The following is a 23,659-nucleotide window of genomic DNA, read 5'->3' on the forward strand; positions in this document are numbered from 1 at the left end:
ACTGCTCCAGACGTACGTCAGTAGTCACCGGACACCACAGTGCGGACGCGGAGTACCGGTAGCTGGGTTTGCCGGACGCCACTCGCGGCGCCGATGGTGAACGGGACCAGGGCGGGAACCCCGGACCGCCATCCCAGTTTGCCAGATCGCCCGACGCGGGGTGTGCCCGGGCGCCGGTGGCGCCGTCGGCGCCGTCAGTGCCGCCGGCCACGCCCCTGCCCGGGCGGCGGGAAAGCGCCACCGGGCAGACCCTCGCCGCGCATCAGGGCCGACAGGTCGGGCAGCTCGCCCTCGCCGAGCCCGGGCGGCAGCCCGCCGGGCCCGCCGGGCAGCCCACCGGCCCGCCGCGCCTCGGCCGCGGCCCGCTGCGCCTGCGTCTGCGCGGCGCGGGCGGCGGGGTTGCCCTTGCGCTTCGCGCCCTTGGCCTTCTTGGCAGTCTTGCGGCCCGCGGCCGACTTCGCGCGCAACGCCCCACCGGGCCCGCCGAGGCCACCGGCCATCTGCTTCATGACCTTGCGCGCCTCCTCGAACCGATCGAGGAGCTGGTTGACCTCGGTGACGGTCACTCCGGAGCCACGGGCGACCCGGGCCTTGCGGGAGGCCTGCAGGATGCGTGGATCGTCGCGCTCGGCCGGCGTCATCGACCGGATGATCGCCACCACCCGGTCGACGTCCCGGTCGTCGATCTGGGCGAGCTGATCCTTCATCTGCCCCATGCCGGGCAGCATCCCGAGCAGGTTGGCGATCGGCCCCATCTTGCGGACGGTGAGCATCTGCTCGAGAAAGTCGGAGAGGGTGAACTCGGAGGCGGCCATCTTCGCCRCCAGCTGTTCGGCCTGCTCGGCCTCGAAGGCCTTCTCGGCCTGCTCGATGAGGGTGAGGACGTCGCCCATCCCGAGGATGCGCGAGGCCATCCGCTCGGGGTGGAAGACGTCGAAGTCGTCCAGCGCCTCACCGGTGGAGGCGAACATGATCGGACGGCCGGTCAGGTGCGCGACCGACAGCGCGGCACCGCCGCGGGCGTCACCGTCGAGCTTGGTGAGCACCACCCCGGTGAAGCCCACCCCGTCGGCGAACGCCTGCGCGGTGGTGACGGCATCCTGGCCGATCATGGTGTCGACGACGAACAGGATCTCGTCCGGGGACGTCACGTCCCGGATGTCGGCGGCCTGGCGCATCATGTCGGCGTCCACGCCGAGCCGGCCCGCGGTGTCGACGACGACCACGTCGTGCAGACGACGGCGGGCGTGCTCCACGGCGTCGCGGGCGACCGCGACCGGGTCGCCCACACCGTTGCCGGGCTCGGGCGCGTACACGTCCACGCCGGCCTGGCCGGCGACGACCTGAAGCTGCGTGACGGCGTTCGGCCGCTGCAGGTCGGCGGCGACGAGCAGGGGGGTGTGACCCTGCTCCTTCAGCCACCGGCCGAGCTTGCCAGCCAGCGTCGTCTTGCCCGTCCCCTGCAGGCCCGCCAGCAGGATGACGGTGGGTGGCGTCCGGGCGAACCGCAGGGTGGTCGTCCCGCCACCCAGGATCGTGACCAGCTCCTGGTTGACGATCTTTATGACCTGCTGGGCGGGGTTCAGCGAGGTCGAGACCTCCTCGCCCCTGGCCCGCTCCCGAACAGCGCCGATGAAGGCCCGGACCACYGGCAGAGCGACGTCGGCCTCCAGCAACGCCACCCGGATCTCCCGGGCGGTCGCACTGATGTCGGCCTCGGACAGCCGCCCCTTGCCACGCAGTGACGAGAAGGCCTTGTCGAGACGGCTGGACAGGGTGTCGAACACGCGCACACTCCGGGATCGCTGGCGGACCGCAGCTCTCAGGGTACGCACCCACCGGCCCGGACCGGAGCCGGACCGCTCGGCACCGCCCCGCCCGACGGAACCACAAAGATCACCAAGCCCCGGCGAGGCGCACCCACACGACGATCACAGGCGGACCCGCCGTGATCTCCGCCCTCCACACCGAGGATGGTGGGGACACCTCGCCGGACGTCGTCCATCCCGGCCGTCACCACCGACCGGGAGTGAAATCCTCACCCCGGCACTGTAGGTCGCGGCATGCGGGTACGGAAGAAGCTTCGGCGTCGGACGCAGTGGCCACACCGTGGTCCCCGGCCTGGTTCTACCGGCTCACCTGCTGTGTTGCGTTGTTACGTTTCGATGTTGCGTTTCAGGACTTTGTCGCCCACGTGTCGCGGCTCAGTCCGGCGGGTCCCCGAGCAGCGCGTCGACGAACGCCTCCGGCTCGAAGGGCGCGAGGTCGTCCGGGCCCTCCCCCAGGCCGATCAGCTTCACGGGGACGCCGAGCTCCCGCTGTACGGCGATCACGATGCCGCCCTTGGCGGTGCCGTCGAGCTTGGTCAGCACGACCCCGGTGATGTCCACCGCCTGAGTGAAGACCCTGGCCTGCTCGACCGCGTTCTGGCCGGTGGTCGCGTCCAGCACCAGCAGCACCTCGTCGACGGGGCCGAGCTTGGCGACCACCCTCTTGATCTTGGAGAGCTCGTCCATCAGGCCGGTCTTGGTGTGCAGACGGCCCGCGGTGTCGATCACCACCGTGTCGACGTCGTCACTGATCCCCCGCTTGGCCGCCTCGAAGGCCACCGACGCCGGATCGCTGCCCTCGCTGCCACGCACCGTGTGCGCCCCGACCCGACTGCCCCAGGTCTCCAACTGGTCGGCGGCCGCGGCCCGGAAGGTGTCCGCCGCGCCCAGCACGACCCGCCGGCCGTCCGCCACGAGAAGACGGGCGATCTTTCCGCAGGTCGTGGTCTTGCCGGTGCCGTTCACCCCGACGACGAGGATGTTCGCCGGCCGGCCCTGCGCGAACGCCTGAACCGTGCGGTCGGTGCTGGTGCCGATCTGGGCGAGCAGCTCGTCGCGCAGCAGGACGTGGACGTCCGCGGGCCGGCGCGCGCCGAGGACCTTCACCTTCGTCCGCAACGACGCGACCAGCTCCTCGGTGGGCGTGACGCCGACGTCCGCGACCAGCAGGGTCGTCTCGACGTCCTCCCAGACCTCCTCGTCGAGGTTGTCCCCGGACAGCAACAGCAGCAGGCCACGGCCCAGGCTGCTCTGGGAGCGGGCCAAACGCGCGCGCAGCCGCACCAGCCGGCCCGCGGCCGGGGCCGGCACCTCCAGCTCCGGTACCTTCTCCAGCTCCAGCTCGTACAGCCCAACCTCGGCGGCCTCGGCCCCGGTCGGGGGCACGGGAATATCAAGGTCGGCCGGGAGATCGACCGTGTCGACCGTCCGGCGGGGGGAGTCCCGCGGCACCTCGGCGTCGTCACCCACCCCGGGCGGGTAGTCCGTCCCTGGCTGCGGCCGGTCGGGGGCGTGGCCGGGGGCGGCGGTGCCCGCCCGCCCGCGGCGGCGGGTGCCCACCACCAGGCCAGCGGCCGTGACGACGGCGAACACGACGATCGCGATAATGATGAGGACGTACTCCACGCCTTCGATCCTGGCAGACCAGGCGTGCTGTGCTCAGGCCGAGGCGCGCTCGCGCAGCCGCTGACTGATCACCGTGGTGACCCCGTCACCACGCATCGCCACTCCGTAGAGCGCGTCAGCGATCTCCATCGTGCGCTTCTGGTGGGTGATGACAATCAACTGGGATTTCTCCCGCAGCCCCTCCAGCGCCTCCAGCAGGCGGCCGAGGTTGCGGTCGTCGAGAGCCGCCTCGACCTCGTCGAGGACGTAGAACGGCGACGGACGGGCCCGGAAGATCGCCAGCAGCAGCGCAATCGCCGTCAGCGACCGCTCTCCACCGGACAGCAGCGACAGCCGCTTGACCTTCTTGCCCGGCGGCCGGGCCTCCACCTCGATACCCGTCGTGAGCATGTCGTCGGGGTCGGTCAGGACGAGCCGGCCCTCACCGCCGGGGAAGAGGGTCGCGAAGACCGTCTCGAACTCCCGCGCGGTGTCCGCGAACGCCGCCCGAAAGACCTCCCGCACCCGCTCGTCGACCTCCGCGACGACCAGCAGCAGGTCACGACGGGTGTTCTTGATGTCGTCAAGCTGGGTGGAAAGGAACGCCGCACGCTCCTGCAGCGCCTCGAACTCCTCCAGCGCCAGCGGGTTGACCTTGCCCAGACGGTTCAGCTGCTTCTCCGCGGCGGCCGCCCGCGCCGCCTGCTCGGCCCGGTCGAACGGGACGGGCTCACCGTCGGGGGTGTCCGGCGGCACCGRGACGTCCGGCCCGTACTCGGCGACCAGGTCGTCAGCGGCTATCCCGTGCTCGTCCATCGCCTTGGTCTCCAACGTCTCGACCCGCAGGCGCTTCTCGGCGCGGGCGAGCTCGTCGCGATGGACGTCGTCGCGCAGCGCGGCGAGTTCGGTGGCAAGCGTGCGGACCTGCTCGCGGACGCCGGTCAGGTCGGACTCGGTCTGCCGGCGCAGCGCCTCGACGCGCTGGCGTTCGGTGTCGGCGGCGACGAGGGAGTGCTCCAGGGCGGTCAGGGCGGTGTCGGCGGCGTCGGCGGCCGCCGCGGCCACCGCTGCCTGGCGTTCCCGGACCTCCCGGCGGCGCGCCGCGGCCATCCGCGCGGCACGTTCGTTCGCGGCGGAGCGCACCAGCGCGTCCGCGCGGCCGGCCAGCGCCCGCGCCCGCTCCTCACTGGTGCGCACGGCGAGCCGGGCCTCGACCTCCTCGGCGCGCACGGCCGAGGTCGCCGCGACCAGCCGGTCGCGTTCGGCTGACGAGCGTTCCCCGGTCTCTGGTTCGTCCGAGGCCGCGGCCAGCGCCGCCTCCAGCTCCGCCAGCGCGCCATATGCCTGGTCACGGGCTGTCTCGGCCTGGGCGCGGGCCCGTTCGAGCCGTTCGATCTCGGCCGCGCCGGAGCGGTTCGCCCGCTCCAGCTGGGAGAGCTGCTCGGAGAGCGCGCGGTGCCGGGCGTCGGCGCCGTGCAGCGCCGCGAGCGCCTCGTCGATCCCGCCGCGGGCCCGGGTGACCTCCTCCCCGGCGGCGGCGACCGCTCCCCTGGCGTGTTCGCCGCGGCCGGCCGCAGCGATCATCTGGCTCTCCGCCTCCTCGGCGGCGGCCTGCAGCTCCAGCAGGGACGGTGCCCGGGCGCTGCCGCCGGTGGCCAGCGCCGGCCCGATCACGTCACCGGCCCGGGTGACCGCCCGGATGTCGGGATGTGCCCGGACCACCTCCACCGCGGCGGCGAGGTCGTCGACCACCAGGGTGGCGGCGAGCATCCGCGCGACGGCCGCGGCATAGCGCGGGTCACCGACCCGCACGAGATCGGCCGCGGGTACGCCACCGCCGCGGGCCTGTGGCGACAGGGCCCGTGCCGGGTCGGCCGCGCTGTCGGCCGCGGCGCCCGGCGCCGCGCCCTCGGCGGCGACGACCAGGGACGCCCGGCCGGCGTCGACCGCCCGCAGCCACTCGAACGCGGCGGTGACGTCGTCGGTGCCGGCGACGGCGACGGCGTCGGCGGCCGGGCCCAGCACGGTCGCGACGGCCACCTCCGCCCCCGGCTCGACCGACAGCCATCCGGTGAGCCGGCCGAGGATGCCGGTGGGCGGTTCGACACGAACCTCGACGTCCGCGACCTCCGCGGCGTCGGCGTCGGCGTCGGCGTCGGCGTCGGCGTCGGCGTCGACCCTGTCCTGTCCGCCGGCGGCCTCCCGGCCGGCCTTCCCCTTTTTCCCTTTGGGCTCTTTGCCTCTGTTCCCCCTGCCGGCAGGTCCGCCGGCTCCGCTACCCGCGCCGGCCTGGCCGGCGGGCGGGGGCGTCCAGCTGCCGGCGGCGGCGTCCAGCAGTGCCGCGGCACCGTCGCGCGGGGTCAGCGACAGGGTCAGCGCCTCCCGGCGAGCCTGCCAGGACGCCCGGTCGCGTTCGGCGGAACGCTCCTGCGCGCGCAGCTCCTCCAACCGGTCGGTGGCGGTGGTGTGCACCGCCGCCGCCTCGTCGTGGCGCGCGGTGAGCTCGCCGCGGGTGGTCCGGATCCGGGCGAGCTCCGACTCGAGCGCGATCCGCTGGTCGCTGGTCTCCCCGCCGCGCAGCCGGGCCGCGTCCACCGCCTCGGACATCCGGACGATCTCCACCTCGGCGCTGCCGGCCCGGGACCTCGCGGCCTCGACCCGGCCGGCCAACCGGGCGAGGTTCTCCCGCCGGCTCGACGCCTCCCGCGCGGCCGCTACCAGCGCCTTCTCCTCCTGGGCGAGGGCGGCTTCGAGCCGCGCCCGGCGGGTGACGACCTCCTCAAGGCTGTCGCGGTCGGCGTCCAGCCGGGTCAGCAGCGCGTTCTCCTGCTCCCGGACCGCGGCGGCCTCCTGCTCCATCTGCTCGGGGTCACGGCCGCTGCGCTGCTCCTCGGCGCCGGCCCGCAGCAGCCGGGCCCGCTCGGCGGCCAGCGACCGGGTGCCCCGGATGCGTTCCCGCAGGGATACCAGGGCGTGCCAGACCTCGCCCGCGGCAGCGGCCCGCGGGGTCACCGCGGCCAGCGCCGCCTCCAGCTCCTGCTCGCGCCGCTGCCCCTCGGTGTGGGTACGGCCCACCGTGGCGAGACGGGCTCGCAGCGCCTCCTCGTCCCGGATGTCGGTTGCCAGGTTGCCACGGGCCGTGACGATGTCGTCGGCGAGCAGCCGCAGCCGGGAGTCACGCAGCGTCGCCTGGATGACGCCCGCCTTACGGGCGATCTCCGCCTGCCGGCCGAGCGGGCCGAGCTGACGGCGCAGTTCGGCGGACAGGTCGGTGAGCCTGGTGAGGTTGGCGGCCATCGCCTCCAGCTTGCGCAGCGCCTTCTCCTTGCGCTTGCGGTGCTTGAGCACGCCGGCCGCCTCCTCAACGAAGGCACGGCGGTCTTCCGGGCGGGCGTGCAGGACCGCGTCGAGCTGCCCCTGCCCGACGATGACGTGCAGTTCGCGGCCGATCCCGGAGTCACTCATGAGCTCCTGGATGTCCAGGAGCCGGCAGGTGCTGCCATTGATCGTGTATTCGCTCTCGCYGCTGCGGAACATCAGCCGGCCGACGGTGACCTCGCTGTAGTCGATCGGCAGGGCGCCGTCGGTGTTGTCGATGGTCAGCAGCACCTCGGCGCGGCCCAGCGGCGGYCGCGACGGGGTACCCGCGAAGATGACGTCGGACATGGTTCCGCCGCGCAGCGCCTTGGCCCCCTGCTCGCCGAGGACCCAGGCCATGGCGTCGACGACGTTGCTCTTGCCGGAGCCGTTCGGCCCGACCACGCAGGTGATACCGGGCTCAAGGTGCAGAGTCGTCGAACTCGCGAACGACTTGAAACCCCGCAGGGTGAGGCTTTTGAGGTGCACCGGTCTCCGACAGCTGTCGCAGGGAACGGGCCGCGGACAGTTGGCCGCACAGTGCAACCGACGGGCGGGCCCGCCACGCGTGCGTAGGCCCGTCTCTGCCACCATGCCCGAGGGGACGATCGGGTACTCACGATACTGCGGTGTCCGGTAGCGAACCGGGGCCGGGTGCGGCGGYCTGACAGGGACCGGCGGAGACCGGGGCAGGCGGGCACTGGAAGGTGAATCGTATCACCGACAGAAATCGACGTAGCTCGCAACGTCACAGGCATGGCGGGAAACCTCGACGGGAGGTTTCATGAATGCCGCCGACAACACAAAGGGACGTTCCCCATGAAGAGAAACGTCCCTTGGGTCCCGCTGCGGGTCCAGGAGGATCAGGTCAGCGCGGGCTCTGCCTCGAACRCTCGGAGTTCATCCGAGACATCGACCCCTTCAAGAGCATCATTGAGAGCGCGACTACGCGCGAGCTCGTCCTCCAGTTCTGCTACACGCGCACGAAGTCGGCGTACCTCATACGACAAACGAACGTCGTTGCCAGAGCCGACGTGGCCGAAAAGGGCCTTCGCCATGATAGTGGTCCTCCACGATGAGTGACCGAGCGGGTGCGGGATGCGCTGCGACCTGGCCAACCGGCTCAGGCAGACCACACGACGCGCCAGACAATGAATCGAGGATGGCACGTCTTGCGACCGAAAGTCAAGACGATGCCATACCCCACTCGCCGACTACGGCGTTTTGTCGAGATGGGGACAGCCGGGCCTGTCGGAGTGTCCGTCGGCACGACGGACACTCATGTCACCGGGTTGTCATGCCACCCACACCGACACGGCCGGTCAGCCGGCCGATACGCGCCGGGACCGTTACCAACCCGGTACACACGAGCCCCGCTGGCATCCCACCGCGACTCACCCGCACACCGGACCGGACGATTGATGCCGGACCGGACGATTGGGAGTGTCAACAAACGCGTCACTTACGAACAAAATTCAGCAGGTCACCGCTGGGCGGCGACCAGGAGTACGTCACCTGCGTCGTCCGGCCGGGCGTGTGTCCCGCCCGCAACATTTCCAGCAGGGTCTGGCAGTCCGCGCGCRGACCCTCGACGATCACCTCGACCCGGCCGTCCGCGAGGTTGGTCGCGGAACCCACCAGGCCGAGCCGACGCCCCCTCGATCGAACATACGCACGAAAACCAACACCCTGCACGGTCCCCGACACCCATGCCGTGAGCCGGACCAGTGGCTCCCCGGACGCGGAGTCACCGGAAACAGCGGAATCGGYGGGGCCGCCGTGCGGGCAGGCGGGAACGTCACGCATGAAGCCGGTAGGATACCGGATCACTGTGGACACGACACATTCCCCCCGCTTCCGTCAGCCTCGGTCGCGCCGGTACCGCCGCGGCCGGGTCGCGCTGACGACGGTGTGCGCCATCGTCATCCCGTCGACGCTGCTCCTCGGYGGCTGCGGCCAGAACTTCGAGCAGGACGGCGGCGTGCTGCCGGTGCCGAAAGCCAGCACCGAAGGCCTGCGCAGCGCGATACCGGAGCCCGAGCCCGCCGCGGCCGAGATCATCGGGCCCGGCTACGCCCCGCCCCGAACGTCAGGCCCCACCCAGACAGCGGTCCCCAACATCCCCGGTGGCAAACACTGATCCGGTACCGATCCGGTACTGATCCGACAACAGGTCAGGTGCCGATCCGACGGCAGCCACCGACGCACCGGCCCCACCTGGACCGACACACCCGCGGCTGACGCGTCCGACCTCCCCTGGTTGGTCACAGCTGCTTGCGGTGGGGCCTGCTGGCGAGGCGGCTGCCGGTGCCGATATCGGCTCGCTGCCCGGCCTGAAAGCCGGCCAGCCCGCCCGACCCGGACAGGTTGCGCGACCGTGTCGTGCGCAGCCGCGGATAGACCTCGGCGACGTGCCGGTCGACCCTCGCCGACCGGTCGGCGAGGACGAGCTCGACCGATCGACCGCCGACATGCCCGGACCGGTGGCGTTCCCTGGCCCCGGACTCGGCCGCGGTGAGCCGGCTCTGGAYGGCGGCGGCGAACCCGGCCATCCAGGATCGGCGGAACGCGCGGACGTCCTCAGCAGGCGGCACCCGAACCAGCGCGAGGGCGTGCGCCTGCTGGACCAGCAGGGACGTGTAGAGGATCTGGGTCCGTYCCAGATCAGCCGCCATCCCGAACAGGTGCGCCGCGTGCGCGATCGCGCCGCCCAGCGGGTTCGTCCGGTGGATCAGCCGGCAGCCGAGCGGRCCGGCGATGGCGGCCAACAGAGTGATCTTGTCCCGGGCGTAGGGATGGTCGACGCCCAGCACGACGTCCCCGGCCGTCGCTGTGGTGGGCGCTGTCTCCTCCAGCAGCGCCCGGTCGATGCCGTACTGGGCGATGAGGTCCGCGGCCTTGTCGTTGTAGGACTCCCGAGCCTGTTCGGGCAGGCCCTCGGCCTCGGCCATCGCCAGCAGCTTGCGGATCTTTCCCAGGGCGGCGTCCGCGTCCATGRCGGTTGTCGCGCTCCTCCCACTACCAGCTGCCGACAGCCGCCTACCAGTGCGCCTTTCGCGGGMGTGGCTGGCAGCGCGGACAGGTGAAACTGGACCGGTTCATGAAGGCGTCCCGGCGGATCGGGGTTTCGCACCGCGTGCAGGGCAGGCCCGCCCGCCCGTAGACCGCGAGCGAACGGTCGAACAACCCGCTCTCACCGTTGACCGACACGTAGAGCGCGTCGAAAGAGGTGCCACCGGCATGTAGGGCCTCGAGCAGCACCTCGCGCACCGACTGAAGTAACCGGTTGAGCTCGCCGCGGGTCAACGTCCCGGTCGGACGCGCGTAGTGCAGACCCGCTCGCCACAGTGATTCGTCCTCATAGATGTTACCAATCCCGCTGACGAGGGTCTGGTCGAGTAACGCCCGTTTGATCCCGGTCCGGCGGCGGCGCACGGCCGCGACGAAGCCGGCGTCGGAGAAGCCCGGGTCGAGGGGGTCCCGGGCGATGTGCGCGATCGGCGCGGGCACGCCCGCGTCTGCCGGGACGACCGCCAGCCCCCCGAAGGTGCGCTGGTCGACGAACCGCAGCTCCCGGCCGGCGTCGGAGAAGGTGAAACGCACCCGCAGGTGCGTCTCGTCGGGCTTCTCCGTGGCAACCACCAGGAGCTGGCCGCTCATCCCGAGATGGCCCAGCAGCGCAGCCCCGCTGTCGAGGGCCAGCCACAGGTACTTGCCCCGGCGGCAGGCAGCCTCGATCGTGCGGCCGGTGAGCACCGCGGCGAAGTCGGCGGCGCCGGCGGCATGCCGCCGGACCGCCCGGGGATGGGCGACCGCCACCGTGGCGATCGTCCTGCCGGGCAGCGTCCGCTCAAGGCCGCGGCGGACCACCTCGACTTCGGGCAGTTCAGGCATCGGACTCGGGCATCAGAAGGACGTTGGACAACGTGGGTGGCGGTCAGCCGTTGCCCGTGCCCACAGCCGCCTCGGAATGGCCATGGGTGGTCTCTGCCACAGAGTCAGCGGTGGCGCCGACAGCATCGGATACCGCCTGGCCGGGAGCTTCCGCCTCGTCCTCCAGCGCCTGGAACGCGGCGGCGGCGGCCCGCTGCTCAGCCTCCTTCTTACTGCCCCCGTCGCCGTGACCGAGCACCCGGCCGGCCACGACGGCCCGGGCGGTGAACCGTTTGGCGTGGTCCGGCCCGAACTCGTCCACCTCGTACTCGGGGGGGCCGAGCAGCAGGCTGGCGGTGCGCTCCTGCAACGACGTCTTCCAGTCCAGCCCGGCGCCCCGGCCGGCGGCGACGTCGAGCAACGGGTCGAACAGCCGGTGGACGAACTCGGAGGCGCTCTCCAGACCGGACGACAGGTAGACCGCGCCGATCAGCGCCTCCAGGGTGTCCGCGAGGATGCTGGCCTTGTCCCGCCCGCCGGTGGTCTCCTCTCCTCGGCCGAGCAGCAGGTAGGGGCCGATGCCCCTCTCCCCCAGCGTGCGGGCGACCTCGGCCAGGGCCCGCATGTTGACCACGGACGCGCGCTGCTTGGCCAACTGCCCCTCGGGCAGGTCGGGATGACGATTGAACAGAGCGTCGGTGACGACCAGGCTGAGCACCGAGTCCCCGAGGAACTCCAGCCTCTCGTTGGTCGGCAGGCCACCCTGCTCGTAGGCGTACGAGCGGTGCGTGAGCGCCAGCTCCAGCAGGTCGACGTCGACGGGCACGCCGAGCGCGGTCCGCAGGCCGTCCCGGGGCACCGGCGGAGGCAGGCCGCGGGTCATGACGGCAACCCGGCCCGGCTGCGACGGCGGGTGACGAGACCGGCCAGGGCCGCCCGTTGGCGCGGCACCCATCCGGAGCGGTCCGCGACGGATGCCTGCGCGACTGCCCGCGCGATCGCTTCCGCGACGCCTGAACCGGCCGCACCGGAACCAGGCCCGCCGCCCGCGACGATCACGATCCCGTCGACGCCAACCACGAATGCTCCCTCCTGCGGATACCACCCCGACAGCGCCGGTGGCGGCTGGTCGACAGACTCCGCCACCGCCCGCAACCACGAGACCACAACAGCCCCGGTCGAACCGTCGCAGACCACGACATCGACCTGTCCGCCAGCCGCCACCGTGGCGGCGTCGACGGCGCCGACGACGTCGAGCTCCAGCCCGGCGAGGAAGTCACCGAACTCGCCAGACCCGTCGGGCGCGCTGACGTCCAGGCCCCCGGCATACGGTCCATCGGCGCCTGGCCGACCGGTACCCGGTCCACCGGCGCCAAAGCGTGCTCCGGGGTGACGGACCGGCCCCGCCACCAGCCGGCCGACCCTGGGACGTGCCACGCCCAGACAGGCCGTCGCGTAGGCCGCGCCGACGATCGCGTGCTGGACGAGATGATCGGCCCCGGTGCCGCTGCCGGGGGCCGCGCCCGCGTCCAGCAGGACCGTCGGGCGCAACCGGGAGCCGAGCAGCACGGCGAGAGCCGGCCGGGTCGCCCCCGGCACCGGCCCGAGGGTGAACGAGGCGGCGGCCACGAGCGCTTCGGGCGGACCGGCGGAGACGACCGCGTCCGCCACACCATCTCTGATCAGCCGGGTCGCGACACGGACCGTGGCATCCCGCCTCGAGCGGACCTCACGGGCCGCGTCCTGGCCAGGACCGATCAGATGGGGCGCTTCGGCCAGCCGTAACCGGCCACCGACGGTGAGCCCACGCTCGGCCGACAGCCGTTCGGCAACCGCGGACGGACCGACGACGCTGACCACCAGCGACTCGTCGGCGTCCAGCGCGCTGCCGATGCCGTCGACGACCGCATCCGGCGCGCCGTCACCACCCAGCAGATCGACCGCGACGTGTGTCACATCAACTTAGACGTCGAGGACCTGTCGATCGTTGTAACGACCGCACGTCGGGCAGACCGTGTGCGGACGGGTCACGTGGCCGCGGGGGCACTTCGTGAGGGCCGGGGCCTGCGTCTTCCACTGTGCCCGCCGGGAACGGGTGTTGCTGCGCGAGGTCCGGCGCTTCGGGACGGCCACTAGTCCTTCTCCTTGCTCTCTGCGTTGGTGTTGCTCGCTGTGTTGGTGTTCTCGTTCGGTGGCAGGTTCTCGATCAGTGACGGCAGCGCCGCCCACCTGGGATCGGCCCGGGCGTGCTCGTGGTCGACATCAGGATCGTCCAGCCGGCCCCCACAGTCGGCGCACAGGCCGGCGCAGTCCGGCCGGCAGCAGGGGGACAGCGGCAGGCTGAGCACCAGCGCGTCGCGCAGCGCCGGCTCGAGATCGAGATGGTCGTTCACGACCTGGAAGGAGTCGTCCTCGGGGTCGTCGGGGGCCCGGTCCGGGTAGTAGAACAGCTCGCGGAGGTCGACCGTGGTCTCGTCCTCGATCGGGTCGAGGCAGCGCGCGCACTCGCCGGTCAGTGGCGTGAACACCGTGCCGCTGACCAGCACGCCCTCCATCACGGCCTCCAGGCGCAGATCCAGGTCGATGGGCGCGCCCGACGGAACGTGGATCATCTCGGTGCCCAGCTCCGACGGGGCGGGCAGCCGCGTCACGACGCGCTTCATCGAACCCGCCCGGCGGCCCAGCTCACGGATGTCGAGCACGAGCGGACCCCGAGGGGCCCGGCGGCGGAATGACGGCGCAGTCATGGAGGAGGTGCCTGTCGTTGCCACGGAGTACCGGATTCACAACTCTCGGGTGTCGCAGATGGCCGACCGCGTGACGATAACGCGATCATGATCTGTGGCTCGTCGGTCGGTGGGTTCGGTGCCCGGGAATCCAGGCGCCAGGGACCACCCTATCCGATCGTCTCGCGAAATCCGCTCACCGTCACCTCGGACGGACCGGGGGACCGACCGCGGCACGTCCGCCGGCCTCGGGTCGCCAGCCGGCGGACGATCCCCGACCGCCACATCAATGACCGGAACCGGCGCGCCCGGGCATCCGGACGACCCGCGCCCGTCGTCCGCCCGCGTGTCACGAACCATCGCAATGGTCGCCTCAAGGAGACATATGGAGATCCGTAGTAAGCGGTAGGCCATGGCTGGTGGTGGACCACGGTCATACGCCCTGGCTCACCGCGAGTGATACCAGCCATTCACGGTAGGGGTTGCTCGGTCCAGACGGTCTTGCCGGTGGAGGTATAACGAACGCCCCAGCTCTGACAGAGCTGGGTGATGAGGAACAGGCCCCGCCCGCCCTCGTCGCAGCCACGGACCCGGCGCGGATGAGGGGAGCCGCAGCCGCCGTCGGAGACCTCGCAGATGAGGACATGCTCCCGGATCAGGCGCAACGTGATGGGAGCGGCACCGTGGCAGATCGCGTTGGTGACCAGCTCGCTGACCAGCAACTCGGTGGTGAACACCGCTTCTTCCAATCCCCATGCGCACAACTGCCGGGAAACCCCGGCACGGACCGCGGCGACAACGGCGGGGTCGAGGGGCAGCTCCCAGATGGCGAGTTGCTCCACGGTCGGGGTGTGGGGGCGGGAGGTCACCGGCGTGRCATAGGCCGCATCCGTGGTCGCCTGACCCGACAGCTGTCGCCGGAACAACCGTGGGCACACGTTCCGAGTCGGAATGATCGTTCTGCTACTGGCATTCGCGGATCACATCACACCTTGGTCAGGACCATCCACGGGATCGATTCCGCGCCGAGGATACGTAGTACGTACGCCTGACGGGTACTACAACGGATCTCCAGCCGCCCGCCCGGCGGCATTTCGGCCGCCAGCCTGATGATCGCCCCGGCGCCATGGGCGTCCAGGAAGGAAAGATCTGCCAGGTCCAGGAGCAGGCGGTCCCCGAACCGGGCGAACGCCTGCTCAAGGCCACCGATGAACTGCTCGCGGGTAGATAGATCAACTTCTCCGGCCAGTTTCAGGCCGGAGTCGGTATACGCAATATCCAGGGATCCGATACCTTCGAGCACCGCCATGGGGTGGACGCCGTCCATGCGGTCCAGCATTTCCCTGCTGAAACGCTTCCGGTCGTAGCAGCAGATCACACTGCACCGCGGATCGGTGAACAAGAMCTTGAGCTTATGCTCATAGGTGACGAGCTGGTCGAGATCCATGTCAGGATCCAGCGCCCAGGCCATGTCGGCGCAGGCTCGGAGTCCCGGGTACTCCTGCCGGTACGACAGCTCGATCTGCTCCCGGTACCGCTGGATCTGACCCTCGACGGAGAACCGGGCAGGCGGCAGATACATCGATTCGGTGCTCTCGATGTTCAGTTGGCCGCGCTCCCATGCCGGCTCCGCCGGCGGACCATAGGAGTCCAGCCGAGCGAAGATCTCGCCCTTCGAGAGGTCGGGGTCGGTGACGACCAGCACCTTCTCGCCCTTGGCGAGCCCCCACTGACTGTAGGCGGCCAGCACGCTCCAGCACGCGTCGTCGTCGACGAAGCTCAGGCATGCGTGATCGCCAAGCCCTATCCGTCCTACAGATACAGCCCGGCGCGGATCAGTATCAACACCCTGCGTAGACACTCCACGTACAGCTATGACGTCAACCAGTTAAGAATTCACGGTCCGATGACGCTTGTCAAAGTGGGCCCGGGGCCCCTCGGGCGCGGCCCCGGGCGGAGCGCCGCCCGGGGCCGCGCTTCAGCGGGCGAGACGTTCGCGCAACTGTTTGAGCACCACGTCGGGGACCAGCCCGGACACGTCACCGCCGTAGGTGGCGACCTCCTTGACCAGGCTGGAGGACAGAAACGCATACTGCGGGTTCGTACTCATAAAGAGGGTTTCGACACCCGCGAGCGAATGGTTCATCTGCGCCATCTGCAACTCGTAGTCGAAGTCACTGACCGCGCRCAGGCCCTTGACGATGGCYTGAATGCCGCGGGCCCGGCAGAAGTCGACGAGCAGACCGTGGGACGACTCGACCACCACGTTGGAATGGTCCCGGGTCACCTCACGGATCAACTCTATCCGCTCCTCCACGGTGAAAAGATTGGCCTTGTTCTTGTTGATGAGCACGGCTACGACGACCTCGTCGAAGAGCCGACTGGCGCGGACGATGATATCCAGATGACCGTTGGTGATCGGGTCGAACGAACCTGGACAGGCAGCCCTTCTCATGATCCGGAACCGTACCAGAGCACCCCCTCACCATACGCGCGATTGCGAATAGTAATGATCCCGTCCGGCCAGACCGGCGGGCCGCTGCGGCGCGAGCGCTCCACGACACACACCCCGTCCGGCTGCAGCCAGGCACCGGCGATCAGCCCGGCGAGCACGCTGGTCAACGCGCTGTCCGACAGCGCGTACGGAGGATCCAGGAACACCATGTCGAACGCGCGCTCYGGCATGATTTCCACCACACGTGGGACGGACTGGGAAAGGATCTCCACACCGGTGAACCCGAGCGTCGCCGCATTCGCGCGCAGGGTGCGGACCGCCGCCGCCGACCGGTCGACGAACAGGACGTGGGACGCCCCGCGCGACAACGCCTCGAACCCGACCGCGCCACTACCGGCGTAGAGATCGGCGAACCGCGCGCCGCGCAGCTCGACCAGTGAGGCGAGCGTGTTGAACAGCCCCTCCCGCGCCCGGTCGGAAGTCGGACGAGTCCCGCCCCCCGGTGGCACCCGAATAGGGCGCCCACGCGCGACCCCACCGATGATCCTGGTCATTTCCCGTCTTCGTCTCGTCGTTTTTCTTTGTTTTTCTTCGGATTTCTGGTGGCTGTGCGCGCCGGCCGCCGGCGCACAGCCCGCCGGCCTTGGCCCGCGCGCCGGTCATCCCTTTTCCAGATAGGCGGCAGCGGCCTCGTCGAGGGTGGCGGCGAGCGCCGCGGCCAGGACCGGATGCGCCGACAGCTGCGGATCGGCATCGACGAGGGAGCTCGCCTCGCCCCGCGCGCAGCGGATCAGCTCCTCGTCCTTGAGCAGTTCCAGCAGGCGCAGGGAACGCCGGCCGCCGGACTGGGCCGCCCCCAGCACGTCACCCTCGCGTCGCTGTGCGAGGTCGAGACGGGCGAGCTCGGCCCCGTCGGAGGTGGCCGCCACCGCGGACAGCCGCTCCCAGGCGGGCGAGCCGCCCTCCGCGTCGGTGTACAGCAGGCACCACCCGGGCGCGCTGCCGCGACCGACCCGGCCGCGCAGCTGGTGCAGCTGGGAGACACCGAAACGGTCGGCGTCCATGACGACCATCACGGTCGCGTTCGGCACGTCGACCCCGACCTCGATCACCGTGGTGGCCACGAGGACGTCCAGCTCCCCCGCGGCGAACCTGGTCATGATCTCTTCCTTCTCGTCCGGGGGCAGCCGGCCGTGCAGCGCCTCGACCCGCAGCTCGGCGAGCTCGCCGGCCCGCAGCTTGGGCAGCACGTCGAGAACGCCCGCGCCCGGCCGCCGGRCAGCCGCCGACGCGTCCCGCGACGCGGTGTCGTCCGGCCGCGCCCCGTCCACCGGGCCGGCCGCCGGGTCGGCCGCCGGGTCGGCCGCATCGTCGGCCACGTCCCCGGCCACGTCTCCGGCCGCGGGGCCGTCGGCCCCGGGGACGTCATCGGCGTCGCTGGTATCCCCACCGATGCGCGGGCAGACGACATAGGCCTGCCGGCCCGCGGCGACCTCGTCGCGGATCCGCCCCCACACCCGGTTGGCCCACTTCGGGGCTGTCGCGGGCACGACGAACGTGGAGATCGGCGAACGACCGGCGGGCAGCTCGGTGAGCGTCGACGCCTCCAGGTCACCGAAGACGGTCATCGCGACCGTCCGCGGAATCGGGGTGGCGGTCATCACCAGCAGATGCGGCGGACGGTCGGACCGGGAGCGCAGCGCGTCCCGCTGCTCCACCCCGAAGCGGTGCTGCTCGTCGACGACCACAAGAGCAAGATCGTGAAATACCACCGACTCCTCGAGCAGGGCGTGCGTGCCGACGACGAGGCCCGCGCTGCCGTCCGCGACAGCGGCGAGCGCCTCCCGCCGCGCCTTCACGCCCAGCGAGCCCGTCACCAGCACGGCCCGAGCGGCCTCGGGCGCGGCGTCGAGCTCCCCGGCCCGTCCCAGCGGGCCGAGCAGAGCGCGCAGGCTGCGCAGGTGCTGGGCCGCGAGCGTCTCGGTGGGCGCGAGCAGCACCGCCTGCCCGGCGGCGTCCACCGCGGCGAGCATCGCGCGCAGCGCCACCACCGTCTTGCCGGACCCGACCTCGCCCTGCAGCAGCCGGTGCATCGGGAAGGGCCGGGCGAGCTCCGCCGCGATCGTGGCACCCACAGCGCGCTGCCCGGCGGTGAGTGAGAAGGGCAGGGACGCGTCGAAAGCCGCGAGCAGACCGTCGGGACGGGGATGCCGCGGCGTCGCCGCGATCTTCTCGACGTCGTGCCGGCGCTGTGCCAGCGCGACCTGCAGGACGAGTGCCTCATCCCATTTCAGCCTGGTCCGGCCGCGGCCGACGTCCGCCCAGGACGACGGCTGGTGGACCAGCCGGTACGCCTCCAGCAGGCTCACCAGCCGGTAGCGGGCGCGGATGGCGGCCGGCAGCGGGTCGTCGAGCTCGGTCAGCAGGTCCAGGACGATCCGCACGCACTTGCCGATCGCCCAGCTCGGGATCTTCGCCGCGCTCGGGTAGATGGGCAACAGGCCGCCCGCGAAACCCTCGACGTCCCCGCCTGGGCCGTCCCCGCCGGTACCTGTGGGACCGGTACCCGGGGAGCCGCTACCGGCGGGAACTGTGCCGTTGCCGACTATGCCGTTACGGGCCGTGCCCGCGTGAACCGGGAGCTGCCCGCTCGCCGACTCGGCGATCCCGGGAAGCTCGACCTCCCCCGGGCCGTCGGAGAACCCCGGGATCGTGTCGTCGAGCAGCTGTACCTCGGGGTTGGTCATCTGCCGCCGGCGGTTGAACACCTCGACCTTCCCGGCGAACAACGCGGTCACCCCCGGCCGCAGGTCCCGCGACCGCCACGGCTGGTTGAAGAACGTCAGGGCGAGACTGTGCCGACCGTCACTGACCGTGACGATCAGCATCTCCCGCCCGCGTCCCCGCAGCGGGCGCCGCTTGGCGCTGGTGACCCGCGCCTGGATGGTGACCGCCTCACCGACGGTGAGGTCAGCGAGATCGGTCAGTTCCCCCCGCTCCTGGTAGCGCCTTGGCAGATGGGCGAGCAGGTCACCGACCGTCTCCAGCTCCAGGGCGCCGGCGAGCGCCGTGGCGGTCCGCGCACCCACCACGTCCCGAAGCCGCGTCTGCTGGTCGACCACACCCACGATCCTGCCCGACGGCGCCGACAGCTTCGATCTGCCCCACGTGTTCGGCCTGCCCACGCGCTTTCATGGGCGGCCCTTACGGGCGCCTCACGGGCTGGCGGTGTCCGGTGGCGGCGCGGCGTGGGGTAGCCTCGGATGACCGCCGCGAACGCGGCATGATCATTACTATTCTCTGGCGGAGTGTCTCGTGTCTTCGGTGTGCGACRTCTGCGGCAAGGGGCCGGGCTTCGGTATGTCGGTCTCCCACTCCCACCGGCGCACCCGGCGGCGCTGGAACCCCAACATCCAGACCGTGCACGCGCTCGTCGGCAAGACGCCGAAGCGCCTGAACGTCTGCACCTCCTGCATCAAGGCCGGCAAGGTCACCCGCGCGTAGCAGGCCGCGTAGCCAGGTGTGGCGGCTGTCGCCGCTGCCAGGCGTGGTCGACGGGGCCGATGCCCGCGCCGAGCGGAAAACCCGCTCCCACCGCGCCAGTGACGTAGTCCTTTGCCGCACGTACGGCATCGGGGACGTCCGCCCCACGGGCCAGCAGCGACGCGATCGCGGACGCGAGCGTGCAGCCGGTCCCGTGGGTGTGCCGGTTGTCGTGCCTGGGCGCCCGGAGCACGACGCTGTGCTGGCCGTCGGTGAGCAGGTCCACGGCGTCGCCGGGCAGGTGCCCGCCCTTGACCAGCACCCAGCGTGGCCCGAGGTCGAGCACGGCGCGCGCGGCGGCCGGCAGGTCCGCCTCGGTCCGCACGTCGACGCCGGTGAGCAGCCGCACCTCGTCGAGGTTCGGGGTCGCCACCGTCGCCACCRGCAGCAACCGGGTGCGCACGGTCTCCACCGCCTCGGGCGCGAGCAGCGGATCCCCGTGCTTGGACACCCCCACGGGATCGACGACGACGGGGACGCCGACCCCGGCCAGCTCGCCCGCGACCGCGGCGACGATCGGCGGTGACGACAGCATCCCGGTCTTGACCGCGTCCACCCCGATGTCGGCCACGACCGCGCGGATCTGCGCCACCACGGCCTCCGGCAGCAGCTCCCACACTCCGTGCACACCCAGGGAGTTCTGAGCCGTCACCGCGGTCAGCGCGCTCATCCCGTGGACCCCGAAGGCCAGCGCGGTCTTCAGATCAGCCTGGATACCAGCGCCCCCGCCGGAGTCCGACCCCGCGATCGCCAACACCCGAGCCGGTGGCAGACGCGCGACCGGGCCGGGAGCGGAACCGAAAGAGACCACGGTCCCCACGCTAGACCGCTGCCCACCCGCCCCCACGCCGCCCGTCTGGTAGACGGGCGGACAGGTGCGCGAGTGGGGCGGTGACGTGGTTCTCGTCCCTCGCGGATCCAGGTTTTCGACGTCACAGCTCAGGACGTGCGGAAGTGGTCCCAGCCGCCCGGCGCGGCGGCCGTCGGGCCGTCCGGCCCCGGTGGCCGGAGCGGGCCGCCGCGCAGGTCCGGCGGGACGTTGCCGCCCACGACCCGCACGCCTGGCCCGCCCGCGGCCGGGTCGGCGGCCAGCACACGGCCGATCACGGTGACCCCGGACGGCGGGGCGACGCCCGCCGGCAGCGTCCCGGCCAGCCCGTGATCCTCGCCGCCGGTCAGCAGATGCCGGACGTCCACGCCGGGGACGGCCGCCCGCAGCGCGTCGGCGTCCACCTCCAGCACGACGCCGGAGGCGGCCGCCACATGCCCGAGATCGGCGAGCAGCCCGTCGCTGACGTCGAGCAGCGCGGTCGCGCCCGCCCTGGCCAGAGCCGGCCCGGCCGCGTACGGCGGCGTCGGCCTGCGGTGGGCGTCGACCAGGGGCCCCTCCTGCACGCCCGCGAGCAGCAGCTCCAGCCCCGCAGCGGAGCGGCCCACCGTGCCGGCGAGGACGACCGACTCTCCCGGGCGTGCTCCCGAGCGGGTCAGCGGGGCGGCACCCCGCGGGTCCCCGAGCGCGGTCACGGCCAGGCAGACCTCGGTCGCGCTGACCGTGTCACCGCCGACGACGACCGCGCCCACCTCGGCGCACTCGTCGCGCAGGCCGTCGGCCAGGCCCTCGGCGAGCTCGACCAGGGTGGACGGCGGGCAGGCCAGGCCGACCAGCAGGGCGGTCGGGACGGCTCCCATGGCCGCCACGTCGGCGAGGCTCTGCGCGGCAGCTTTACGTCCGACGTCATATGGGGAGGACCAGTCAAACCGGAAGTGCCGCCCTTCCACGAGCAGATCTGTGGTAGCAATCACATAACCGGAGGGTGTCAGGACCACCGCGGCGTCGTCACCAGGACCCGCTGGCGGCGCCGGTGCGCCCAGTCTGGCCGCCACTCGGGCGATCAGACCAAATTCCCCTACCTCAGACACTCTCACCGGAGCCGATTGCCTGTTACCTTCTGTCGGCCCGTTGTTCTGCGGCACGGGTTGTCGACGTCCGACAAGGGAGCCTCTGTGGTCCACGCGTACATCCTCATCCAGACCGAGGTCGGAAAGTCCTCATCAGTGGCCAAGGAGATCGAACAGATCCCCGGTGTCACCCAGGCGGAGGACGTCACCGGCCCCTACGACGTGATCGCACGTGCCGAGGCGGCCAGCGTCGATGAGCTGGGAAAGCTCGTCATGTCGCGCGTGCAGACGGTCGACGGGATCACCCGCACGCTGACCTGCCCGGTGGTGCACTTCTGACGCCTCGCGCGCGCCTGTTCCCCGTCATGACCGGCCGGGACGACAGGGTACGGGCAGGGCGGTCATCGGCCGCGCGGCCCTGTCGGCCAGCCGGGTCACCGGGGCCAGCGGTCGGGCGACGGACCGGGTGGCCGGTCGTGCTCCTCGCTCAGATCATGGCCCTCGCCGTTGTGATTCCGCTCACCGCGTGTGCTGGCGCCCCTGGCCCGGTCACGGTCAACGGCGCTCCGGATCCGGCCGGGGAGCAACGGTCGGCCTGCCTCACCCTCGGCGCCGCCCTGCCGTCATCCCTGGGGCCGGGCCTGGAGCGTCGCGAGGTCCGGCCGGCGTCGCCGTTCGTCGCGGCCTGGGGCTCCCCGCCGGCGGTGCTCTCCTGCGGCGTGTCGGGGGTCGCTCCCGGCTACCGGCCTGACGTGACGCTCGCGGTGGTCGACGACGTCGGCTGGTTCGCCGAGGAACGCGGCGACACCGTCCGCTACTCTACGCCTACTCGGCGTCCGCAGGTTGTGCTGCTGCTCCCCGCGTCCGTCCAGGCCTTCGACGTGCTGGCCACGCTCGCCGCGCTGGTTCGTGACGCGACACGGTCGACGACGGCCTGAGCGCGGCCGGCCAGCCGGCGGCAGCGGCGACGGAGGGAGGCGACGGGGATCAGCGCAGCCCCGTGCCGTGACGGGTCGCCAGCGCGACCAACCGGTCCACCAACCGCGGATAGTCCAGGCCGGTGGCGGCCCACATCCGCGGGAACATCGAGGTCGGGGTGAACCCCGGCATGGTGTTCACCTCGTTGACGACGACCGAGCCGTCCGGGCGGACGAACACATCCACCCGGGCAAGGCCCGCGCAGTCCAGCGCGGCGAACGCCCGCACGGCGATCTGACGGACCGCGGCGGTGACCTCGGCGGGCAGGTTCGCCGGGACGTCGAAGCGGGCCGCGTCCGAAAGGTACTTGGCCTCGAAGTCGTAGAAGCCCGCGGACCCCGCGGACAAGGCCACCGTCACCTCCGCGGGCAGGCTCGCCTCCGGCCCGCCGCCGTCGAGGCTGCCGAGCACGCCGCACTCGACCTCACGGCCGACGACGGCGGCCTCGACCAGCACCTTCGGGTCGACGGCGCGGGCGGCCTTCAGCGCGGTCGCCAGGTCGTCCCAGGCGTCCACCCGGCTGATGCCGATGCTCGACCCGCCCCGGGCCGGTTTGACGAACACGGGCAGGCCGAGGCGTTCGCGGTCGTCGCCGCTCAGGTCCTGCCCGGCGCGCAGCACCGTGTACGGGCCGATGTCGAGCCCGGCGGCGGCGAGCAGGATCTTCATGTACTGCTTGTCCATGGCCGCGGCGCTGGCGAACACCCCGGAGCCGACGTAGGGGACGGCGGCCATCTCCAGCAGCCCCTGCACGGTGCCGTCCTCACCGAACGGCCCGTGCAGCAGCGGGAACACCACGTCGACGGCGCCAAGGCCAACGGCGCCAAGGTCGGCGGTACCGCGACCGGCGGTATCGCGGTCGGCGGGGCCGGGGCCCGCCGAGGCCGCCGCCCCGTCGAGCGCTATCAGGCCGCCCACGGTGGGGTCACCTGGCAGCACCACCGGCCTGGCGGTGGCGTCGACCGCGGGCAGCACGCCGTCGCGGACGGCGAGCACGTCCGGATCGTCCGGGCCGAGCACCCATCGGCCATCGGGGGTGATACCGACAGCGACAACGTCATAACGCCGCCGGTCCAGGGCTCGCAGGACGCTGCCAGCCGAGACACAGGAGATCGCGTGCTCGGTGCTGCGGCCGCCGTACAGGACGGCGATCCGGGTCCGGCGCGGCGGAGAGCCAGGCATGACGGGACCCTAACCGATGCCCGGCCGCGTCCCGCCGAACCCCACAGCGAGTCCACCTGTAAACACCGTTCAGGCAACACAAAACCGTCGTAAAATCAACCAAAAACAAACAATCAACAAGAAATACATGAACGGTCATCGCCGGATCATGAGAACGAGGGAACAAACGGTCGCCATAACAGCCGTTTCCTTACTCATTCCTTCGATCACGG

23 protein-coding genes are annotated in these 23,659 nt (G+C 71.6%); 4 read left to right on the forward strand and 19 right to left on the reverse strand.

Annotated elements, in window-relative coordinates:
- Positions 1-194: 194 nt before the first annotated feature.
- The 5 genes from ffh to BL254_RS07565 form a co-directional block, all read right to left on the reverse strand.
- Complete coding sequence (gene ffh / locus BL254_RS07545; protein WP_076842928.1) at positions 195-1,787, reverse strand: signal recognition particle protein; 1,593 nt, start codon at positions 1,785-1,787, stop codon at positions 195-197.
- 417 nt (positions 1,788-2,204) lie between these two features.
- Complete coding sequence (ftsY, locus tag BL254_RS07550) at positions 2,205-3,455, reverse strand: signal recognition particle-docking protein FtsY (RefSeq protein ID WP_076842902.1); 1,251 nt, start codon at positions 3,453-3,455, stop codon at positions 2,205-2,207.
- Positions 3,456-3,488: 33 nt separating this feature from the next.
- On the reverse strand, positions 3,489-7,280 hold the full coding sequence (locus BL254_RS07555; protein WP_076842903.1) for an AAA family ATPase: 3,792 nt from the start codon (positions 7,278-7,280) through the stop codon (positions 3,489-3,491).
- A gap of 374 nt (positions 7,281-7,654) precedes the next feature.
- Positions 7,655-7,849, reverse strand: coding sequence for a hypothetical protein (locus BL254_RS29290; RefSeq protein WP_076842929.1), 195 nt, complete (start codon positions 7,847-7,849; stop codon positions 7,655-7,657).
- A gap of 400 nt (positions 7,850-8,249) precedes the next feature.
- Entirely contained in the window at positions 8,250-8,519 is a 270-nt protein-coding gene (locus tag BL254_RS07565) for an acylphosphatase (protein ID WP_076842930.1), read from the reverse strand.
- Positions 8,520-8,622: 103 nt separating this feature from the next.
- Between BL254_RS07565 and BL254_RS07570 the strand changes: the two genes are divergently transcribed.
- Positions 8,623-8,931: a hypothetical protein gene (locus BL254_RS07570; RefSeq protein ID WP_235433227.1), complete on the forward strand. Its 309-nt coding sequence runs from the start codon at positions 8,623-8,625 to the stop codon at positions 8,929-8,931.
- A 124-nt stretch (positions 8,932-9,055) separates the two neighbouring features.
- Here BL254_RS07570 and BL254_RS07575 read toward each other — a convergent pair whose 3' ends face one another.
- The 11 genes from BL254_RS07575 to recG all read right to left on the reverse strand — a co-directional run bounded on the left by BL254_RS07575 (position 9,056) and on the right by recG (position 18,967).
- Positions 9,056-9,787: a DUF2786 domain-containing protein gene (locus BL254_RS07575; RefSeq protein WP_076842904.1), complete on the reverse strand. Its 732-nt coding sequence runs from the start codon at positions 9,785-9,787 to the stop codon at positions 9,056-9,058.
- A gap of 43 nt (positions 9,788-9,830) precedes the next feature.
- Positions 9,831-10,685: a bifunctional DNA-formamidopyrimidine glycosylase/DNA-(apurinic or apyrimidinic site) lyase gene (mutM, locus tag BL254_RS07580; protein ID WP_076842905.1), complete on the reverse strand. Its 855-nt coding sequence runs from the start codon at positions 10,683-10,685 to the stop codon at positions 9,831-9,833.
- Between the two features lie 43 nt (positions 10,686-10,728).
- On the reverse strand, positions 10,729-11,547 hold the full coding sequence (gene rnc / locus BL254_RS07585; RefSeq protein ID WP_047221357.1) for a ribonuclease III: 819 nt from the start codon (positions 11,545-11,547) through the stop codon (positions 10,729-10,731).
- Positions 11,544-12,620 (reverse strand): hypothetical protein, encoded by a 1,077-nt coding sequence (locus tag BL254_RS07590; RefSeq protein WP_047221356.1) that lies wholly within the window; start codon positions 12,618-12,620, stop codon positions 11,544-11,546. The genes rnc and BL254_RS07590 overlap by 4 nt, the downstream gene beginning before the upstream one ends.
- A gap of 6 nt (positions 12,621-12,626) precedes the next feature.
- Positions 12,627-12,797: a 50S ribosomal protein L32 gene (gene rpmF, locus BL254_RS07595; protein ID WP_013874845.1), complete on the reverse strand. Its 171-nt coding sequence runs from the start codon at positions 12,795-12,797 to the stop codon at positions 12,627-12,629.
- Positions 12,797-13,411: a DUF177 domain-containing protein gene (locus BL254_RS07600; RefSeq protein ID WP_047221355.1), complete on the reverse strand. Its 615-nt coding sequence runs from the start codon at positions 13,409-13,411 to the stop codon at positions 12,797-12,799. The genes rpmF and BL254_RS07600 overlap by 1 nt, the downstream gene beginning before the upstream one ends.
- Positions 13,412-13,860: 449 nt before the next feature.
- Entirely contained in the window at positions 13,861-14,259 is a 399-nt protein-coding gene (locus tag BL254_RS07605) for an ATP-binding protein (RefSeq protein WP_235433226.1), read from the reverse strand.
- A 116-nt stretch (positions 14,260-14,375) separates the two neighbouring features.
- Entirely contained in the window at positions 14,376-15,251 is an 876-nt protein-coding gene (locus BL254_RS07610; protein WP_076842907.1) for an MEDS domain-containing protein, read from the reverse strand.
- A gap of 117 nt (positions 15,252-15,368) precedes the next feature.
- A complete protein-coding gene (coaD, locus tag BL254_RS07615; RefSeq protein WP_076842908.1) occupies positions 15,369-15,845 on the reverse strand; it encodes a pantetheine-phosphate adenylyltransferase in 477 nt (158 codons plus the stop codon).
- Entirely contained in the window at positions 15,842-16,399 is a 558-nt protein-coding gene (rsmD, locus tag BL254_RS07620) for a 16S rRNA (guanine(966)-N(2))-methyltransferase RsmD (protein WP_076842909.1), read from the reverse strand. The genes coaD and rsmD overlap by 4 nt, the downstream gene beginning before the upstream one ends.
- 105 nt (positions 16,400-16,504) lie before the next feature.
- Positions 16,505-18,967: an ATP-dependent DNA helicase RecG gene (gene recG / locus BL254_RS07625; protein ID WP_076842931.1), complete on the reverse strand. Its 2,463-nt coding sequence runs from the start codon at positions 18,965-18,967 to the stop codon at positions 16,505-16,507.
- Between the two features lie 193 nt (positions 18,968-19,160).
- Between recG and rpmB the strand changes: the two genes are divergently transcribed.
- The gene (rpmB, locus tag BL254_RS07630) at positions 19,161-19,349 is read left to right on the forward strand and encodes a 50S ribosomal protein L28 (RefSeq protein WP_076842910.1); all 189 of its coding nucleotides are present in this window, start codon (positions 19,161-19,163) and stop codon (positions 19,347-19,349) included.
- Here rpmB and thiD read toward each other — a convergent pair.
- Together thiD and BL254_RS07640 are read right to left on the reverse strand one after the other, a co-directional pair.
- Positions 19,336-20,208 (reverse strand): bifunctional hydroxymethylpyrimidine kinase/phosphomethylpyrimidine kinase, encoded by an 873-nt coding sequence (gene thiD, locus BL254_RS07635; RefSeq protein ID WP_076842911.1) that lies wholly within the window; start codon positions 20,206-20,208, stop codon positions 19,336-19,338. The genes rpmB and thiD overlap by 14 nt on opposite strands.
- 119 nt (positions 20,209-20,327) lie before the next feature.
- Positions 20,328-21,314: a thiamine-phosphate kinase gene (locus BL254_RS07640; RefSeq protein ID WP_047221352.1), complete on the reverse strand. Its 987-nt coding sequence runs from the start codon at positions 21,312-21,314 to the stop codon at positions 20,328-20,330.
- 78 nt (positions 21,315-21,392) lie between these two features.
- On the opposite strand from BL254_RS07640, the gene BL254_RS07645 reads away from it, so the two are divergent.
- Positions 21,393-21,626 (forward strand): Lrp/AsnC family transcriptional regulator, encoded by a 234-nt coding sequence (locus BL254_RS07645; protein ID WP_013874856.1) that lies wholly within the window; start codon positions 21,393-21,395, stop codon positions 21,624-21,626.
- A 137-nt stretch (positions 21,627-21,763) separates the two neighbouring features.
- On the forward strand, positions 21,764-22,225 hold the full coding sequence (locus tag BL254_RS07650; RefSeq protein ID WP_076842912.1) for a DUF3515 family protein: 462 nt from the start codon (positions 21,764-21,766) through the stop codon (positions 22,223-22,225).
- A 49-nt stretch (positions 22,226-22,274) separates the two neighbouring features.
- Here BL254_RS07650 and BL254_RS07655 read toward each other — a convergent pair whose 3' ends face one another.
- A complete protein-coding gene (locus BL254_RS07655; RefSeq protein ID WP_076842913.1) occupies positions 22,275-23,447 on the reverse strand; it encodes a D-alanine--D-alanine ligase family protein in 1,173 nt (390 codons plus the stop codon).
- Between the last annotated feature and the right edge of the window lie 212 nt (positions 23,448-23,659).

The sequence above is a fragment of the Protofrankia sp. BMG5.30 genome (assembly GCF_001983005.1).
Lineage (GTDB): Bacteria > Actinomycetota > Actinomycetes > Frankiales > Frankiaceae > Protofrankia > Protofrankia coriariae.

Coding starts and splice junctions, on each gene's coding strand:
- rnc (WP_047221357.1), bottom strand. CDS start 11,547: ATGACCCGCGGCCTGCCTCCGCCGGTGCCCCGGGACGGCCTGCGGACC.
- BL254_RS07600 (WP_047221355.1), bottom strand. CDS start 13,411: ATGACTGCGCCGTCATTCCGCCGCCGGGCCCCTCGGGGTCCGCTCGTG.
- BL254_RS07655 (WP_076842913.1), bottom strand. CDS start 23,447: ATGCCTGGCTCTCCGCCGCGCCGGACCCGGATCGCCGTCCTGTACGGC.